Genomic DNA, 19,371 nt, shown 5'->3' with positions numbered 1-19,371 from the left:
TGCTGGTTTAGTTTAAGTCTATATTTAGACTTTGTTTATCTTCTCTGTTTAATTTTCAAAGACCAAGTTGTTTTGCTGTTTTTCTGACAGCTTTTATATCTTACCACCGTAAGATTTCTTTGTCAACACATTTTTAAAAACTTTTTTAAATTTAATTTAAATTTTGTTTTAAAACTTTGTGTTGTTTTGTCGAACTGTGTTGCAGCGACATAACCTATAATATCATATTAATTAATACTCAATATTATGTAATATGCCCTGAGAACAATTTACTTATACATTTTTTTGATATATCTCTTTATTTCTAAATATTCCACTAGTTGATACACTTGGAAGTGTTTTCGCCTAAATATTGTTACTAAAGAAACTATGACGTAATATTTGTAGCGCTTTTATGCTTCTATACCTAGATGTAGAATTATTTGTTCGAATAAATACTATCTATAATCTTGAAACTTATATGTGATATAAATTATTTATTTGTTATGGCTATGTTCTTTATAATTGTTCCATAATCTCATTAAAGGCGTTGATATCTTTAATAGATCTATACCGCCATCAGTGCTACATATCTTATCTATTAAAGAATCAAGAATTTTACTATCTAAATTTTTAATATGTATATCCATCTGCTCATTGGTTAAGCTCTCTAAGAACCTTCTAAAGACCAAGGAATGATTATAATTTTCAAATAAAGGTTTAGTGAGTTCCTCATAAACTCCTATATTGCAAATATCATAAGCAGCATATACACCGGTTAAGATTGAAGCAAACTGCCCGAAACCAAGACCAGGTGATATAGTTCCAAAACAATTTCCTGCAAAATAGGTATTGTCTATTTTAGCTTTATTACATATTCCCATCATATATCTTGTGATTTCGAATTTGTCTGTGATTCTAAAACTTTGTTTTAAGTTCTTGCATGCTAAATCATAGGCTTTTTGCCACATTACGTCTACATCCAACTTTAGATTATCAGGGTAATCGGGATAAGCAATTACTAAATTTGCTTCTTTTTCTGAGAATGGTATGATCCATGCATATCCTTTAGGCAGTACATCGTAATCAAACCACACATGAGGATGCTTTGTAATGAAGTTGCCCTCAATAGTGGCACCTTTTATAGTTACAGTCAAATCACACTTATAATTTCCAATAGCTGATGAATATTGACCATCCCCTGTAGCCAGTACTACGTAATCGAAGTTTTTACATAGATATGCATAATCATAAGTTGAGTTATAGTTAATTTCAGATTTTACTTGTCTAGCTAACTGAGACTCATATGAATTCTTATGTCTGCCTCTTATGTTGGTATATCCTATTTTCCCCTCAATATTTCCTGTCTCATTTTTAGAATGAATAGTGAGCTTTTCAACAACATCTACAGGCTTTAAATCTATATGGCAATTTTCTGATAAATATTTAATTTCATCTTTAAAAGGTCTGTTGAGGACACAAAACATTGCCTCAGCGTTGACGAACCTATCTCCTACCATACTGCGATTTTCAAAAATCACTGGTGTGATTCCATTCCTTTCTAAAGTTATAGCACAAGAAAGTCCCGACATTCCTGCTCCCATGATAGCAACCTTCATCTATAACACCTCCTATATTACTATAGTGTTTACCTTATAAAAATCCCTATACATTAACAAAGCAACTAATTGTTTTTAACCTTCAAAATTTGATATTATATCTATTAAATAAAGTTCCTATAGATGCGAGATTTATATATGTATTTGAGTTTTATTCAAGAGTTTAGAAATAGATATAAAAAAGTATCTACAAAGCTGTATTGTTTTAACTTTGTAGATACTTTAAATCTTATTTATGTTCTAACCACTTGCACTCAGTAAGCTCCATTTCAGTAAAGGTAGCTTTAAAGGATGACTTCTCTGGACTGCAGGCATAAATCCCAAACCTTATATTCTTTGAGCCCTCAAAAAGGTGACATATTCTCATTTGTTTATAATTCACTCCATCATAAGAGCATTCAATACAAAAATCGCTTTCTCGGCGACTTAATCGGTAATACATAGTTTTAATATCAGCTTCAATATCCGTAGTAGCCCAATCTGAATAGCCGTGATTAGTGACCACACTACCAAGTCTTTGATAATCATCATTTTCATATTCAACTGATGCTTTAAGCCAGTTATCACTATCTTGATAAAGCACTATTCCACACTGATCAAATCGGTGTTTACTTTCAAATTCTGTCTTAACACTAAAAGAAAAAAACTTCTCATTAGTTTCCATAACTAGAGCAGGTGCATTGTCATTTCTAAAACCATAATAAGTCCTCTGCCATAAATCTGTACCTGGTTCTGTTAGCATAACTATTTTATCTTGCTCCACTGATTTTTCTTGTAATTCTCTTATCCAGAATAATTCTTTAACATCAAATTTCATAATTACCCTCCACTCTTTTAGTCAAATATTTTAATATTAGTTTAATTTTCAAAAATAACTTATTATACTTAATCATATCTAATTTCCTTATAGGTTTCTAAATTTAACTATTAGGATATTCATACAATTAACATCATCAATCACATGCTACTACACCTTATAGAATTTAAATACATGTACTCACTAGTAAACTTTATTGTTTTTCATCTTCACTTTCATTTAACTTATTATACCATAAACTCACAGTTTCTCTTTTCTATTCTATTACTTTAGAGGAAATCACAATAAATACATATATAAATTCAACAAGGAAAATATATAAAGAAATAGTTAGAATTATTCTGGAGGTTATGGTTATGGAAAAAAGTCATATAGACATGGAAAAACTTAATGGAATAGCTGAAGGTGAACATTTTGAATTTAGGGATGTTGTGTCCGCCACCTTACCAAAAAATGAGCATGCACAAGATGGAGCCATTTTTAATAGAGAAGTTGAAGAAGGAGTTTATAGAAACATAGTTGTTGTGAATGAAGACGTGGACCATGTAAGATATAAAAAAGTTTAATTTAAGAAAGGTGAGCAGATTTTCTATTTCTGCTCACCTTTTACTATCGTTATTATAAAGATCTTCATCGAAAATACACACTCATAACTTAAGCTTTCGTAATTCACCCCCATATCAATCACTAGCTACCTCAATTTATCTTTTTCTAAAACCTCTTTCTTTATAGAATTAATATCATAATAAGTTAAAGTAGGATAAAAGTATTTCGTTTTTCCATCTATTTGATACTCTATTTTAGGTCTTAAAATATAATATGAATATTGCTTTTCTTTAAAATCGAACTTAAATTCATCCCTTAAGTTAGAGTTAGCTTTAATAAACTTTTTATCAAAATTATATTTCAAATTGGTATCTCTAAAATCTATATCTGTTATTGTTATATCACTATTAGTTACATTATCTAAAGAAAATTCATAACTATTAAAATTATTTCTTATAGCAGGATATTTATCTCCTAGTCTTATATCTTGGTCAGAGCTTTTATTTTCAACTGTTATATTCAATTTTCCTATATCAAATAGATGACTAGCTCCAGCTTGATCAGTTATGTTGATCTTATTAAGTTGATACCTACCTTTTTTGTGAAATATAACTTCAATTGGGATGGTCCTTATATTATAATTTTCAATATTTGTAACATCTATTATTTTAAAAGATGTAATTTCTATATCTTTAGCATCAATAAACTCAATTCTTTCAATTTGGGATTGTAATTCATCTTTATTAGAATAAAAATAATAAAGATTCAAGAAATACTTTTCACCCTCTGGCGCAAAAAAGTTACCGTAAGCTTGTAAAAATCTTGTGATTTCTTTTTCTTTTCCTTTAGGCTTCGCTTGAGATCTATTGTCATTTTTAATATACAGAATATTTGCTGATATTATTAATACTAATATTACAAGAATAAAAAAAACATATTCTTTTTTGATCTTCAATAAATTCCCTCCTAAATAGGATTATTTCTTTTCAGCTGTACCATCTCGTAAGCTTTTATACTTTTCGTTTAATTCTCTTATAGTGTTGTCGTTACCTATGAAATACAAATAATCATGTGTTATAATTGCAGCAATTGCGTAACTTTTTTCATTTTCTTCATATTTACTATCTTTTATGGTCTTTTCATAAGCAAGCTTCTTACATTGCTTAAGCTTCTCTTGTGCTAAAGCATATCTTTCAGTGTCATTATTATAAACTTGATTAAAAGCAGTGTACGCTTCAATATACTGTTCAGCATTGAAGTAATAGGTTCCTTGGTTGTATAAGTCTAAAGACTTTTGTAATTTATCACATTCTTCAAGCTTTTTATCATATAATTCTATACTACGCACCGCATTTGCAGCACTCAGAGACTCCTTAGCCTCAGAATACTTTTCCTCCTTTAAATTTTCCTTATATGTCAAATAATATTTGCTATAATCATTAGCTTCCACATTTTCTTTTTGTATTTTATAGAATTCAACAACACCTAATATACAGAGTATAATAGGTATTATAAGTACTTTAGCTTTACCAATATTCCTCAATATAAAAACTCCCCACTCAATACTATTCCTTATAACAAAAATAACCAATTCTTCTATATTATTATAGATGAATTGGTTATTGATTTCAATGATTACAATAGAAGTTATACTGGTGTAAATAATAATTACACGTATTTCAAATGGCTGTTTCTACAAAAAGAGAAAATCATTTTATTTCTCTTCTTAAAGACATCTAAGAAAATGTGTATCTTATGGATTTACGTATTCTCTGTCTTTTTCCATTATGTGTTCTTTAATCCATAAAACTATAAAGTCTAATAAATCTTGAACATATTTATCTTGATTAGAATCCACATCATTTAAATTAACATTGTTTACTTTTTGCATAAAGGAATCATGTTCGATCTTATGGGAGAATAATTTCTTATAACCTATGCTTGCAAGATATTCTTCCTCAGCTGTAAAGTGAAACTGAGCATAGTCTCTTAACTCTACGATTATTTCCATTATTCTATCATACTTGTCCACATAAAAATCATTTTTTAAAAGCTCATAGCCTTTATTAGCTATTTCAAATAATTTTTTATGTTCATTGTCTATCTTTTCCATACCTAATTCAAACTCAGGTTTCCAATTAAACATTATACCCGCTCCTCTTTTAACAATTATTATTATTATTTAGTATAACACTTCCCACTAAAAATTGCTGTAACTAAAAGCACATTTACAATAAATATTTTATAAAATTAAATTAAGACCAACCATCATATGTTTGTTAATATTCTGAGTATTTAATCACTCCTTTTTATACCTCTGGACTTATACTGACTAATTTTATTGTAGGATTGTGTGTAGCCGCTGGATTGTTCTTAATATTAATTGATTATATCAAAAAATCATCATATTTCTAAGTTACAAGATTATAAAATAACTTTATTAAAGAAGTACTTGGAAAACAAAAATAACCAATTACATCAGCAACTAATGTAATTGGTTATATTTTTCAACTAATGTGCTATAGAATTATGCAGATAAGTCCACCATTACCTTCATTTATTATCTTCTGAAGAGTCTTTTGGATCTTAACTTGAACATCTTCTGGCATCTTGTATAACTTATTCTGTAGTCCTTCTTTTACAAGAACTTCAAGTGACTTACCGAACATATTGCTCTGCCATAGTTTTGTTGGATCACTTTCGAACTGTTCTAGAAGAGATTTAAATAACTCTTCTGTTTCCTTTTCAGTACCCATTATTGGTGATATCTCTGTTTCGATATCCGCCTTTATAAAATGCAAGCTTGGAGCGCTGGCTTTTAGCTTAACCACATACTTTCCACCTTGCTTTACAAACTCTGGATCTTCAAACTTCATTTCTGTTAGCTGAGGTGCTACAAGTCCATAACCCGTTTCTTTAACTTCCTTTAAAGCGTCTGAAACCTTATCATATTCAACCTTTGCTTCATTAAGGTCTTTCATTAAAGTCATAAGTTCACTTTCGGATGCAATTTCATTGCCACATAATTCACTAAGTATTTTATAGAAAATGCCTTGCTTTGGATTTAGCTTTATTCTTGCTGTACCATCGCCTAGGTTCATCTCATCAATATCAGTAAGTCCCATGAAATCTTCTTCTCTATATCCATCCAAGCAAGTCTTTATGTCTCTAACTTTAAATATGTTTTTACACATATCCTTAACTATGTTTAAGAAATTCTCTTTTAACCAGTGAGATGGATCTAATTTTTCTATCCATTCTGGCATATCTATGTTTACTTCCTTCACTGGGAATTCCTTAAGTACTTTTTTGAATAAATTGGTTATGTCTTCTTCCTTCATGGATAATACATCCATAATCTGCACTGGAACACTGTACTTTGCTTCAAGTTGAAGCTTAAGTTCTTTTGTTTCAGCTGCATTTACTTTAGTTGTATTAAGTACAATTATGAAAGGTTTATCTATTGTTTTTAATTCTTGAATTACTCTTTCCTCAGCATCAACGTAATCTTCTCTAGGTATTCCTGTTATGCTGCCATCTGTTGTTATAACTAAGCCGATAGTTGAATGATCAGTTATTACCTTTCTTGTACCGATTTCCGCGGCATCTTCAAAAGGAATCTCATAATCAAACCATGGAGTGGTAACCATCTTTGCTTGCTCGCCCTCCATATAGCCTAAAGCTCCTTTTACAATATAACCAACACAATCAACCATTCTTACCTTGAATTTTAAGCCTTCATCTAAAGAGATTTCTATAGCTTCATTAGGTATGAATTTAGGTTCAGTAGTATGAATACTTTTGCCTGATCCTGATTGTGGCAGCTCATCCTTTGCCCTTTCTTTTTTATATGAATTTTCTATCTTTGGTATTACCATAAGATCCATGAATCTTTTAATAAATGTAGACTTACCAGTTCTTACAGGCCCAACAACACCAACGTAAATGTCACCTTGGGTTCTTTCAGCTATATCCTTATATATATTAAAGCTGTCCAAGATATACCCTCCTATATATATTATTAACACTACATATATATTGAAATAATTCGAAAAATATACATGATTTTTTTCTGATTTTAGAATATATATTAGTATTTTTGAAAATGAGAAAACCTCACACATCTCATATTTCAAATATATTCACAGGATTGTATAAATACATCTTATTATAGATAAATAATTAAAAATATTTTTGTTTTTTATAACTTTTTCATTATATTAAATTCTTGGTTCTTTTATCTTTCCACTGTAACCAACATAAACAGAACCTAGAAGTATAATCTGTTCTGGTATATTTAAAATTTTACGAATGGCTTTGATCTTACCTAGCGAGGTATAAAAACCAATCCACACAGTCCCAAGACCTATTCCTGCTGCAGCTAAAAGAATATTTTCAGTAGCTGCACTGCAATATTGTATCTAATAAGTTCTACTTTGCTCTAAAAAAAGCAAAGCCCATATAATATTAAATATTTATACTTCTCCTATTTGTATAAGCAATAATACTCTGTAGTAAAAAATTGTTCTTGGAAATTCACTGCCTTCCTTATATCTTCCTCTTTTAAAATAAAATCTTCTGGCACAACAACCCACTTATCTTCCACATCATCCAACCTATGTACTACTGCTATCACCTTTCCAGTAAAACTTTCTACAGGTACATCAATTCCTAAGATATACGCATCCTGCTCCGCTCCATCACCAGCAATAATCCCTTCTACATACCCATAGTTTACTGTATAAAAAATAGTTTTATGTCTTGGATGATATGTACCAAGAGGTCTATCAACTGTGACTTTAACTTTTTCTCCTAAAATATCGTATTCTTTCATATAAATCACCAACCTATATATTTTTCATTTACTTTATTATAAGAAATTTATCCCTTATATTAAAATCAATTCTTTTAGATACATAAACTTACTCAAAAAAACTAATTTCATACAGTAGATATATCTTTCTAAAAGTTTTAAAAGCTATTTTTACTATATGTAATAACCTTTATAAACATTTCATCATTTCGTTTATATTATACTAGTCAAATAAAGGCCATTGCTTATGGAACTTGATGATAACAATTGCTACTTTATAGCTGCACTAAATGGACAAGAAATAGGATTTTTATTGTTCGAAATAGAAGATGGAAAAGCTGTTTTTGATCTAGGTTTAAAGAAATCTTTTAGAGGAAACGGATATGGCAAGATGCTACTGGAAACAGCAATAGATTTTCTGAACAAAAAGAAGGTTCCTTATGTAAACTTTCAGTACTATGTATAATTCTGTATTTAAATACCAATATATATTAAGAGGAGATGATTATAATGAGAAAGGACTATATAGTTATTTGCCTACTTATAGGGCTTTCAATTTTATCACTTTTAATATTTATACGTAAGAGAAATATTAAAAGTGCTTTTTTAGCAATTTTGGTATATCAGACATTCACATGGCCAGCAGGACTTTTATTGACTTATTTACATATGCTTGAATATCCTGTGCGGCTTTTCCCTAAGGCTATAGATAGTTCATTTTTAAATGGATTTATTATAAATCCGTCTATATTTTGTATTTATTATATCCACTATCCAAAAAAGTCTAAATTAGCTTGGAGATTTCTATATACTTTACTCATTTTAACGATACCAATAACTATTGAGTTTCTTAATAATAAATATACCAATCTAGTCAAATACAAATCCTGGAATTGGTACTTTTCTCTACCACTTCTTTTAGCAACGTATTTTATATCCACTAAATATAGTGATTGGTTCATCAAAAATACTAGGAAAGGAGCTTAAAAATGAAAATTGAAACTATGTTATTATTTGCAGTTCCAGGTGTTTCAATTTTTTCTCTATTATTTGTCCCTAAAAACAAGTTTTTTCAAGCTCAATTCATTTTCTTATTTGTACAGTTACTAACTTGGATATTAGGACTTAGTGCTGTACAGTTGGGATTTATTGAATATCCTTACAGAGAATTGCATAGTGTTAATCGCACAAGCTTTTTATTTGAGTATCTAGTGTTACCAATTATGTGCATTCATTTTAATATATTTTTCCCTGAAGCTTCATCAAAAACTATTAAATACGTATATTACTTTGGGATAACTCTTATTTTTACAATTATAGAATACTTCGCAGAGAAATATACTGCAATTTTGGAATATACTGGTTGGAAGTTGTATTGGACCTTTATTAGCATATGCATAATATTTTGGATTTCCAGAGTAACCACCAAATGGTTCTTTGATAAGAAAATATAATCATCATTCTTCGTAACTTCTTTGTTTTTTAATTATCTAATTTTTATTATAGTCATAAGTCCATTTATTATAAAAATCATAACAAGTAAGTATTCATTTATCTTTATAATATTAGTGCGTCTGCAATGAAATCTTCATTCACCTGGACATTCACCTTTTCTTGCTTTAATAATCACATCTAAATAATCCTGTATCATTTCTCTTGTAACTTCCATCTCACTTAAATATAAATCTGCTAAAGCTTTTTTGAATGCTAAAAGCTGTTCTCTATTATCAGCATCATTTGGAACAGGTGTGTATTCCACTAAAAATACTGTTCTTGCTACGTCATACAAAAAATCTCCATGACATACATTCATAAAGTCTATAACTATAGCACTGTCTCCCGATATTAGTATATTGTCTGGATGGAAGTCTCCATGGCAAAATGCATTTCCTTTTGGAAGTCTGTCTAAGTTTTTCAAAGTCTTTTGTTGATTTACCGAGTCTAATGAAGCTGAATTAAGTATATTTTCTCTTAAAGCCTCTTTATAATCAGGTACATCACTAATATTATTTTGTCCCATTTTCTTATGCAATTTTGCCATAATCATTGCACACTTCTGCACATCTCCTGTCTTTATGACCCAATGTAGAAGGGATTCTCCCTCTGCTTTATCATATATAATACCCGACTGTTCTTCAAAATCCATGATTTCATAAGCCTTAGGTTTTGCAAAATTCATGTTTTCTATAGCCTTTGCATTATGAAATTCCCTCTCTATAGCATCTTTACAATATCCTTTATGAAAAAGTTTAAGAACCTTATCATCTCCCAACTCATATACGGTAGCTGTATTTCCTATACCAATTATTTTTTTAAGCTCCATTTCTAACCTCCTAATAATAAAAGTATTAATCTCTTACAACTTAAATTTCATTTATATATCTATTTTTCACTACTATTTTCTTTTGCTTTGTCATATCCATTAACAACTAATACCGAAGCTATTAAAGCTAAAAAATATGTAATACTACTTATATTGCTTATATTACTTTCACTGCTTCCTTCAGTTATAACGAAGTTTCCTGCTAGTATATACAGAATCAACGATAACCCAAAGACTTTAAGTATATATTTAATTTCTTTTCTCTTAAAAAAGGTGCTTCCAGTAAAATAATCTGCGTCGGCTGTTATATCTTCATTTTTATGATCTTCATCCATATTAATCAACTCCCTAACTTTGCTATCCTACAAACTGCATTACACTTCAATTAATGGTAATTATACCATAAAAAAACATTGCCTAATAATATAAATCTCAAAAATTAAAACTCCAATAGTTTCAATTTTATACATTAAAACTATTGGAGTTCTCTCATAGGCTTTTTTCTAACAAAAAGTTATCAATATGTGAAATTTGAGACCTTCTTTTATATATCTTTACGGAAAAACTTATAGTACACTGACTCCATATCAAACATCAATGCAGAAAAATACTTCTTTAAACTTTTGTTACCTAATAGTTTTCCTACTTCCACCACTGCAACTATTGCTAACATTCCTATACCCAATATACCATCAAGGGAGTTATCATTCACAAAATATGTCCAAGTAGAAAGTGGTGGTTTATTCCTCTCATTAATTTCTTCAAAGGTAATTTCTGAATTTTGAAGCTTTATATAGTCAGATTTTATTGTCTCTTCTATTTCCTGCTGTAAAGACTCAAATTCTTCTACTAAAGTTATATTAAATACTGTTAATGGATTTTTGCCCCCTAAGATATTAAGATGGATTCCTTCTTTAATGTTAGCAATTTTATCAAGATATTCTGCCCAGCCTTTGTCAATATGAAATAATCTCAAGTTTCTTTTAAATTGTTCAATCTCATCATCGGTATATTTTAGTTTTAGATTTTCATATAAGCTTAGAAAATCTTTATACAAAATTTCATCATTACATTCACCTTTAATAATTTCTATACGGTTATTGTACATGCATTGTCTTTGATCATTTAATATAAAAGCAAATCTATATAATTCTCGCCTTAAATCTGAGTTCTTTCCTTGAACAATCCTCTGCACTTGGTTTATTTTATAGTTAAATATAGGATTTAATAACGGCTCATTTGTTTGTTTTGGCATTCTTCCTTCAGGGATGATATTGTTTATTCCATACTTTACAATAAGATCATCCTCTAAACTTACAAAGAACCTTGTTATTCCTGGATCACCTTGCCTTCCAGACCTTCCCTTCAATTGTTTATCAATTCGTAGACTCTCATGAAGGTTGGTTCCAATAACGTATAGCCCCCCTAACTCTTTTATTTTTTCCCTTTCTACTCCTTCAGGGCCACCAAGTAATATATCGATTCCCCGTCCAGCCATGTTGGTAGAAACCGTAACTGCTCCCAATACCCCTGCTCTTTCAATAATCTTCGCCTCTAACTCATCATTCTTGGCATTTAACACTTGGCAATTAACTCCTCTACTTAGTAATTGAGATGCCAAATCCGAAGACTCTTTAACACTGCTAGTTCCTATAAGAATAGGCTGTCCTGTCAAATGTACCTTTTCTATTTCCTCAACCAAAGCTTTGTATTTTGCTTCCTTATGCGTAAATACATAATTGGGTAGATCTTTTCTGATGGATTTGCGATTAGCTGGTATTACTGCAATCTCCTTACCATAAACATCATAAAGCTCATATTCTGCATCAACAGCAGTTCCTGTCATACCAGCTACACCTTCATATAACCCAATAAAATGCTGAAGAGTTATTTGTGTTATAATTCTCCCCTTTGTCTGAACATCTAAATTTTCTTTAGTCTCTAATGCACCTTGAAGCCCGTCAGGCCAATGTCTGTTCTTAGCAACACGCCCTGTAAATTCATCTACCATTTCAATCTTGCCATCTCTTACAATGTAATCTATATCCTTTTCTAAAAGCACATCAGCATAAAGAGCGCTATTTACTTGTCTTAATAAATCGAAGTTTTCTTCTGCATAAAGGTTTCCACAGCCCAGTGACTCCTCAATATGATCTATACCACTATCTGTTAGATATACATTTATTGAATATTCGTCAGTAGTGTAATCATATGATGGTTTTAATGTTGCTACAGCTTCTCTAACTTTTCTCAAGTTTAACTCTTTTTCATCTGAACTGGAAGCTATAACAAGTGGCACTCTTGCTTCATCTATCAATATTGAGTCAGCTTCATCTATAATTGCAAAGTGAAAAGGCCTATGTATTAAATCTTCTTTTCTGTAACAAATTGAATCCCTAAGATAATCAAACCCAGCCTCCTTTGCTGTAACATAAGTTATATCACAAGCATAGGCTTGCTTCTTTTCATTAATACTCATATTTTCTTGAACAAATCCAACAGTTACACCTAAAGCTTCGTATATAGGTTTCATCCAAAGAGCATCTCTCTTGGCTAAATAATCATTGAAGGTAAGTATATGTACACCTTTTTCGAAAATGCCATTTATATATGCCGGGAATACTGCTGTAAGAGTTTTCCCTTCACCTGTCTGCATCTCAATCAATTTTCTATCATTTAGGGCTACAGCAGCTAATAACTGCACATCATAAACATCAAATCCTAAAGTTCTTTTTACAGCCTCTTTCACTAAAGCAAACCCATTTACAAGAAGTTCACTCTCTATCTCTCCATTAGATGCCAGGTGCTTTAATCTATTTGACTCACTTAATAATTCTTCATCACTTAAAGCTTTATAATCAACCTCTTTAATTGCTTCTACTATAAGTTTATAGTTATTCATAATAGTCTTTTTTAGCATTTCTACTCCCTCCTTTGATCCTATAATTATAGAATCAATCTTCTAAGATATATAATATTAAATTTCATAACGCTTACTTAAGTAAGCGCAATACAACTCTTTTTAATCAGAAATATATAAAGTACTGTGTCAAAATTAATAGTTTAGCCATCTGATGTTTTAATGAGCTCATAACCACTTAATTTTGAAAATGTTCTTAAACATAGTCAAAAATATTTATAATAATCTTATACTACCATATTGTGTAAATGTTACAATATGTGGCTGCAATAAAAAATCCAATAAGTCCCCCAATAATCTATTTAACTCTGTTTAAATTACTAGGTTTATCTTTAAAGTTATATATTTTAGCTTTTCATAAATTTTCCACAAGTTATGGAAACTGTTGAAGTATATAGTCATTAATGCTAATATATTGCATATATATGTAAATTTATAAATTATTTTACTGCGCAAATTTGAATTATCTGATATCTGAAATAATGAGCAAATTAATATTTAAATTTATATTTTCAAGTTTTATCACTTAAAACCACGAGAATCCTCAGCTCCACAATTTTTGAACATGCATAACTTAAGTTTTTATAATAAAACTATCTATAGAGCTCCTAACTCAACTATTAATTCATAAATGCCCGAAAATCCTCAGAAGCCGCGATTTTTGAACAACTATAAAATAATTTTCCGCAAAGGAATCCTATAACACTAATATAAAAAATAGCAGGGAGAGATAACTTGTGATAAGGATTAAGGAATACGAAATTGATGGTAACTTAACAAAAACCACACTTAAAAATATAATCAAAAATAATGTAATCACTTTAGAAGATTTCTTTCATATTTCTACTCAACTGGTTAATTATTTAGATGAAATTCATAAAAGTAAAGTGATTCATCTGAGTATTACGCCTTATAATATTTTTGTTGATCACTGTAAAAATATAAATATTATTCAATTTAACAATTCAATATATAAACAATCTAAGAACCAAAATCAAAAAAACATTGAGCAGTTACAATACTCATTAGAATATATGGCTCCAGAAAATACAGAAAGATTAGATACGGCAGTTGATTTCAGAGCAAATTTCTATTCTTTGGGCGTCATTTTTTATGAAATGTTAACAGGTATTTTGCCATTTGATAATGCTGATAAATTTGAACTTATATATTCACATATGGCAAAAGAAGCTATACCTCCAATTAAAATTAATAGTAACATTCCTCAGGTTTTATCTGATATTGTTATGAAATTAATGTCCAAAATGCCAGATGAAAGATATCAAAGTTTGACAGGTCTAGCATGGGATTTGAAAATATGTGGAGAAAGTTATAGAACTAAAGGGAAAATAGACTATTTTAAAATAGGGAGCAAAGATCTTTGTAATCGCTTTCTAGTGTCTTCCAAATTATATGGTAAGGATCAGGAGATTAAGCAACTATTAAATTCACTTGAGAAAGTAAAAGATGGCTCTAAGGAACTACTATTTATTAAAGGAAGTTCAGGGGTAGGAAAATCTACATTTGTGAATCAGCTCCATAATACAGACATAAAAAATTCTTATAGTTTTGTGTCTGGCAAGTTTGAACAATCACAAAGAAACTTACCCTACCTAGCTCTAATTCATGCTTTTGAAGATTTTATAAATCAACTTCTCACGAAATCTTCAAAAGAATTATCGTTATGGCGTGAAAGGATATTAAATGCTGTTGGCAACAACGGGCAAATACTTACTAATATTCTACCTTCTTTGAAATTAATAATCGGCCAGCAACCTGATATCTCCAAACTAGCAGCAGCGGAAGCCCAAAATAGATTTAAACTTACTTTTCTAAACTTCATTATGGCAATTGCCCAAAAAGAACACCCTCTTATAATACTTATTGATGATTTACAATGGGCTGATCCTGCTAGTTTAGGTTTTATAGAAATGTTAATGACCAATACTTCTATTAAATATTTATTAATAATAGCTTGTGTAGGTGATGCTGAGGATAGCTTATCAAGCCCAATTAAGCTAATGAACGATGAACTTATATTTGATAATGGATCAATTAATACTATAGAATTGAAACCTTTAAAAAAGAGTGAAGTTGAGCTACTAATTAGCGATACCATAAGCGTTAAGGAGGATTTCTCCAAAGTTAAAGAACTTTCAAGCTTGGCATATTCAAAAGCTCAGGGCAACCCGTTTTTAACAAACCAGTTTTTGCAAGTTTTATATCAAAAAGGTTATATATGGTTTGATTATGACTTAATGCAGTGGTGCTTTGATCTTGCAAAAATAAAGCGATTAGATATTACGGAAAATATATTAGAAATGCTATTATTAAAGTTTGGTACCTTATCAGCCTCAACTAGAGATTTATTAATTACTGCGGCCTGCATTGGCAATCAATTTGATCTACAAACCCTCTCCTTAGTTACAAATAAAACCTTAGACTCAACTTTATATGATCTGCAATCAGCTATTGAAGAAGGCTTAATAACTATCATTAAAGAAGTAAGCTCTGATCAATCCGGAGATAATACTAGATTCGAATTTCTACATGAGCGTATTCAGCAAGATATTTATTGCTTATTAAATGATAAAATAAAGTACAAAACCCATCTACACATAGGTCGCTTATTGCTTGAGAAGTACTCTAAAGATTTGGAGAGTGACTATATATTTGAGCCATTAAGGCATCTAAATGCTGGAAAGCATATTATCGATGATCCTCAAGAATATTTAAACCTGATATTTCTAAATTTTGATGCAGGTATTATAGCAAAAGAAGCATCTGCCTATACGTCGGCATTCGTACATTTTAAAACTGCAATTGAAATGTTATACAGTGACGCTTGGGAAGAAAACTATGAACTTACTCTGCAGCTTCATCTCGAAATAACTGAGATGTGTTATCTTAATAGTAATTATATAGAAATGAACAAGTACGCAGAAATAGTTCTGAATAATTCCAAGCTACTTTCAGATAAAGTGAGAATTTATAATATAAAAATAAAAGCTTATCAAGCTCAGCTAAAATATCAGGAGGCATTAGAAATCGGCTTATACGTTCTTGACTTAATTGGAATAGACATACCTAATAATCCTGATCACACTGACGTAGAAAAAGCCTTTAGCACCATAAAAAATCTTATGTCAGAAATGGAGCCAGAAGACCTACTTAATTTACCAACTATGAGTGATTCAATAAAGCTTTCAGCAATGGAGATTATGCTAAATACAACTCCTGCAACCTACAAAACTGCTCCAATGCTGACACCTATCTTGAGTTGCAAAATGGTAGAACTTTCAATAATTTATGGTAATTCTCCGCTTTCTCCTGGAGCTTATACTTTTTATGGATTATCGCTTTGCACAAAACACAATAATATAGAATTAGGTTGTAGGATTGGTAATGTAAGCATCCAATTAGTAGATAGATTAAATCTTAATCAATATAAAGCAATAGTATTAGATATGAATAGTTACAGTATTAAACATTGGAAAGAGCATCTTAGTTTGACACTTAATCAGTTTATTGAGGGCTTTAATGTAGGCGTTGAAAATGGTAATTTCGAAAATGCTGCTTGCTGTTTAGCTGGACATGCTAAAAATTCCTTTTATCTAGGTCGGTCTCTTGATATTCTTGAGGAAGAGATCTGTAATAACATCAGCGTAATAGAAAAAATAAAGATATGCTCATCTCTAAACTACGAAAAGATTTTCGGCCAACTTGTTTTGAATCTGCAAGGAAGATCAAAAGACCCTACTCACCTATCTGGAAATTTCTGCAATGAAAGCGAAATGCTTTATATTGTAAATAATACTAGGGATATGGTTGCACTATTTTTTATTTTTTTAAGTAAAACTATGCTATATTATCTTTTTGGAGAATATTCTCTTGCACTTAAGTACGCAAAAAAAGCAGAAGAAAACTTATCTGGTGTAGCTGGAATGTTTGATATTGCTGTTTTATATTATTTTGATTCGCTCTCGAGACTTGCGTTGTATCCGTGTGCTTCTGATAATGAAAAAATAGAATTTTTAACTAAGGTCAAAGAAAATCAAGAAAGTCTTAGATACTGGTCTAACCATGCACCAATGAATTTCTTGCATAAATTCCACCTAGTTGAAGCTGAGATTTTAAGAATAAAAGATAAGCCATATGAAGCTATAGAGCATTATGATAAGGCTATTTCAATGGCAAAAGAACATGAATATCTCAGCGATGAAGCCTTAGCAAATGAGCTAGCTGGACAGTTTTGGCTTTTCATAAATAATTATAGATACGCAAAACTACATCTGAAAGAAGCATATTCATGTTATAAACTCTGGGGAGCGAAAGCTAAGGTTAAAAACTTAAGTACTAAATATCCTAACATTTTTAATAGTGATTTTCAAAAAGAAAAATATGAAGATCATGCAACGGTTACTATGTCGGAACTTATAGATTTCAATACAATTATGAAAGCAAGTCAAGCTATTTCTCAAGAAATTGTCTTAGATGAGCTTATAAAAAAATTAATCAAAAGCATAGTGGAAAATATAGGTGCAGAAAAAGCTGTATTTATTATGAAAAAATCTGATAGCTTTATAATTAAAGGTATCAAAGAAAGCTCAGAAGAAAAAATAACCATTTTTCAGGATATGACACTCTCAGAATACGAAAACCTTCCATTAAGCATCATTAATTATGTTAGCAGAACAAGCGAGAGTATTATTTTAGAAAATTCTATTGCATCTAAAAGTTTCTGCAGAGATAAATACATCATGGAACAAAAGCCAAAATCAGTTTTGTGCTTTCCTTTAATCAATCAGAAGGACTTAAAAGGATTGATTTATCTTGAAAACAACCTTATAACTGGCGCTTTTACTAGCAGAAGATTAAAAACACTAGAACTACTGTCCTCTCAGATAATAATATCATTGGAAAATGCGCGATTATATAATGATTTAGAATATTCTAATGAGATATTAGATAATAAAGTTAAAGAAAGAACTGCTCAGCTAAAAAAGGAACGTGATAACTTAAAGAAATACCTTGATATTGCTGAAGTTTTATTCTTCGTTCTAGATAAAAAGGGGCGAATCCTATTAATTAATAGAAAAGGCTGTGAAATCTTAGGTTGTAGCGAAGAAGAAATAATAGGGAAGGTATGGCATGAAACCTTCATTCATGAAAAAGATAGAGATAAAATCAAAACAGATTTTGAAAAGACTATAAATGGAGAACTAGTTGAATACTCAAGTGGAGTTATAATAACTAACTATGGGGAAGAAAGAATAGCTTATAGCCGTAATACACTTTTAAGAGATGAAAATGGCTTAATCGAAGGAACCTTAAGCTGCGTAGTAGACGTCACTGAATATACAATGCTTAGGGAGCAATTTGAATACAATCAACTAAAATTAGAGCTTTTTGCTAACTTATCTCATGAATTGAAAACGCCTCTTAATCTTTCGTTTTGTGCTTTACAAATGCTAAATCTATATAGAAATACTAATGTAAGCACAGTTATCAATGAAAAGTTAGACAAATATGCTAATATCATCAAGCAGAATAATTATAGACTTTTAAAACTGGTAAACAATATAGTTGATATAACTAAGATAAGCTCAAATTCCTTTGATCTAAACTTACAAAAGTATAATATTGTTGATATTATACGTATTATAACTTACTCTGTTTCTGATTATGTAGAAAATAAAAACCGTATATTAGAATTTAATTCAGATATAAAGAGTAAGGTAATAATCTGTGATCCTTTTAGTATTGAAAGGATTATATTAAATCTACTTTCTAATGCTATTAAATTTACTGATGAAGGTGATAAAATCACTGTAAGTATCTACGATAGAAAGGATACTATAGTCATTGAAGTTGTAGATACCGGGATTGGTATACCAAAGAATAAGCAAGAAATGATCTTTGAACGTTTTAGACAGGTAGACAAGTCTTTTAGCAGAAATAGCGAAGGTAGTGGCATTGGTTTAACCATTGTCAAATTACTAGTAGAACTACATCAAGGAGAGATTTCTGTAGAAAGTGAGCTAGGAAAATCCACTAAATTCACTATTAAACTCCCCGTTAATTTATCTATAAATAACTCTGAGGAACAAAATCAAAATATCTACTCATACAATTACGATAATTATTCCAACAGCTTAATCGATAGATTGGACGTAGAATTTTCTGATGTTTATGGATTGTAAGTTATACTCTTAAATTAAGAAAAAAGAACCATGAAATAGGGAATTTAGTTTCTAGCTGTTCATGGTTCTTTCTATTTACAATTGTATATAATAAACTTATGACTAGTTATAACTTAATACTTATTAAATTTCACTTTAAATTATTTAAAAA

At 30.1% G+C, this 19,371-nt stretch carries 16 protein-coding genes; 5 read left to right on the top strand and 11 right to left on the bottom strand.

The genetic code is table 11. The features are described from left to right. Positions 1-476: 476 nt before the first annotated feature. Both JHL18_RS24920 and JHL18_RS24915 read right to left on the bottom strand, forming a co-directional pair. Positions 477-1,598 carry an NAD(P)/FAD-dependent oxidoreductase gene (locus JHL18_RS24920; RefSeq protein WP_200274360.1) on the bottom strand — a complete coding sequence of 374 codons (1,122 nt, stop codon included), beginning with the start codon at positions 1,596-1,598 and terminating at the stop codon, positions 477-479. Between the two features lie 229 nt (positions 1,599-1,827). Further along, a complete protein-coding gene (locus tag JHL18_RS24915) occupies positions 1,828-2,415 on the bottom strand; it encodes a DUF1349 domain-containing protein (RefSeq protein ID WP_200274358.1) in 588 nt (195 codons plus the stop codon). A 356-nt stretch (positions 2,416-2,771) separates the two neighbouring features. Between JHL18_RS24915 and JHL18_RS24910 the strand changes: the two genes are divergently transcribed. After that, positions 2,772-2,981: a hypothetical protein gene (locus JHL18_RS24910; protein ID WP_200274356.1), complete on the top strand. Its 210-nt coding sequence runs from the start codon at positions 2,772-2,774 to the stop codon at positions 2,979-2,981. A gap of 125 nt (positions 2,982-3,106) precedes the next feature. Here the strand turns inward: JHL18_RS24910 and JHL18_RS24905 are convergent, their stop codons facing one another. From JHL18_RS24905 to JHL18_RS24880, 6 genes are all read right to left on the bottom strand, one after another. Next, a complete protein-coding gene (locus tag JHL18_RS24905) occupies positions 3,107-3,916 on the bottom strand; it encodes a hypothetical protein (RefSeq protein WP_200274354.1) in 810 nt (269 codons plus the stop codon). A 21-nt stretch (positions 3,917-3,937) separates the two neighbouring features. Continuing rightward, entirely contained in the window at positions 3,938-4,504 is a 567-nt protein-coding gene (locus JHL18_RS24900; protein ID WP_200274352.1) for a hypothetical protein, read from the bottom strand. Between the two features lie 210 nt (positions 4,505-4,714). Next, positions 4,715-5,107 (bottom strand): bacteriohemerythrin, encoded by a 393-nt coding sequence (locus JHL18_RS24895; RefSeq protein WP_200274350.1) that lies wholly within the window; start codon positions 5,105-5,107, stop codon positions 4,715-4,717. 373 nt (positions 5,108-5,480) lie between these two features. Then, entirely contained in the window at positions 5,481-6,959 is a 1,479-nt protein-coding gene (gene spoIVA, locus JHL18_RS24890) for a stage IV sporulation protein A (protein ID WP_200274348.1), read from the bottom strand. A gap of 222 nt (positions 6,960-7,181) precedes the next feature. Continuing rightward, the gene (locus JHL18_RS24885) at positions 7,182-7,382 is read right to left on the bottom strand and encodes a nitroreductase family protein (protein ID WP_200274390.1); all 201 of its coding nucleotides are present in this window, start codon (positions 7,380-7,382) and stop codon (positions 7,182-7,184) included. A 65-nt stretch (positions 7,383-7,447) separates the two neighbouring features. Then, a complete protein-coding gene (locus tag JHL18_RS24880; protein WP_200274346.1) occupies positions 7,448-7,795 on the bottom strand; it encodes an inorganic pyrophosphatase in 348 nt (115 codons plus the stop codon). A gap of 226 nt (positions 7,796-8,021) precedes the next feature. Between JHL18_RS24880 and JHL18_RS24875 the strand changes: the two genes are divergently transcribed. From JHL18_RS24875 to JHL18_RS24870, 3 genes are read left to right on the top strand one after another with little or no spacing between them, the layout of a single operon-like run. After that, positions 8,022-8,240 carry a GNAT family N-acetyltransferase gene (locus tag JHL18_RS24875; protein WP_200274344.1) on the top strand — a complete coding sequence of 73 codons (219 nt, stop codon included), beginning with the start codon at positions 8,022-8,024 and terminating at the stop codon, positions 8,238-8,240. A gap of 35 nt (positions 8,241-8,275) precedes the next feature. Next, positions 8,276-8,761 carry a CBO0543 family protein gene (locus JHL18_RS26650; protein WP_420839239.1) on the top strand — a complete coding sequence of 162 codons (486 nt, stop codon included), beginning with the start codon at positions 8,276-8,278 and terminating at the stop codon, positions 8,759-8,761. Positions 8,762-8,763: 2 nt separating this feature from the next. After that, positions 8,764-9,228, top strand: a complete 465-nt coding sequence (locus tag JHL18_RS24870) for a CBO0543 family protein (protein WP_200274342.1) — start codon at positions 8,764-8,766, stop codon at positions 9,226-9,228. 134 nt (positions 9,229-9,362) lie between these two features. On the opposite strand, the gene JHL18_RS24865 is transcribed toward JHL18_RS24870, so the two are convergent. The 3 genes from JHL18_RS24865 to secA2 all read right to left on the bottom strand — a co-directional run bounded on the left by JHL18_RS24865 (position 9,363) and on the right by secA2 (position 13,017). After that, positions 9,363-10,097: an aminoglycoside phosphotransferase family protein gene (locus tag JHL18_RS24865; RefSeq protein WP_200274340.1), complete on the bottom strand. Its 735-nt coding sequence runs from the start codon at positions 10,095-10,097 to the stop codon at positions 9,363-9,365. A gap of 59 nt (positions 10,098-10,156) precedes the next feature. Further along, positions 10,157-10,432, bottom strand: coding sequence for a hypothetical protein (locus JHL18_RS24860; protein ID WP_200274338.1), 276 nt, complete (start codon positions 10,430-10,432; stop codon positions 10,157-10,159). A gap of 209 nt (positions 10,433-10,641) precedes the next feature. Further along, positions 10,642-13,017: an accessory Sec system translocase SecA2 gene (gene secA2, locus JHL18_RS24855; protein WP_200274336.1), complete on the bottom strand. Its 2,376-nt coding sequence runs from the start codon at positions 13,015-13,017 to the stop codon at positions 10,642-10,644. A 737-nt stretch (positions 13,018-13,754) separates the two neighbouring features. Between secA2 and JHL18_RS24850 the strand changes: the two genes are divergently transcribed. Continuing rightward, positions 13,755-19,220, top strand: a complete 5,466-nt coding sequence (locus JHL18_RS24850; RefSeq protein WP_200274334.1) for an AAA family ATPase — start codon at positions 13,755-13,757, stop codon at positions 19,218-19,220. Positions 19,221-19,371: the final 151 nt, after the last annotated feature.

This window comes from Clostridium yunnanense, assembly GCF_016595795.1.
Classification (GTDB): Bacteria; Bacillota; Clostridia; order Clostridiales; family Clostridiaceae; genus Clostridium_AR; species Clostridium_AR yunnanense.
This window is presented reverse-complemented; position numbering and strand designations above follow the sequence as displayed.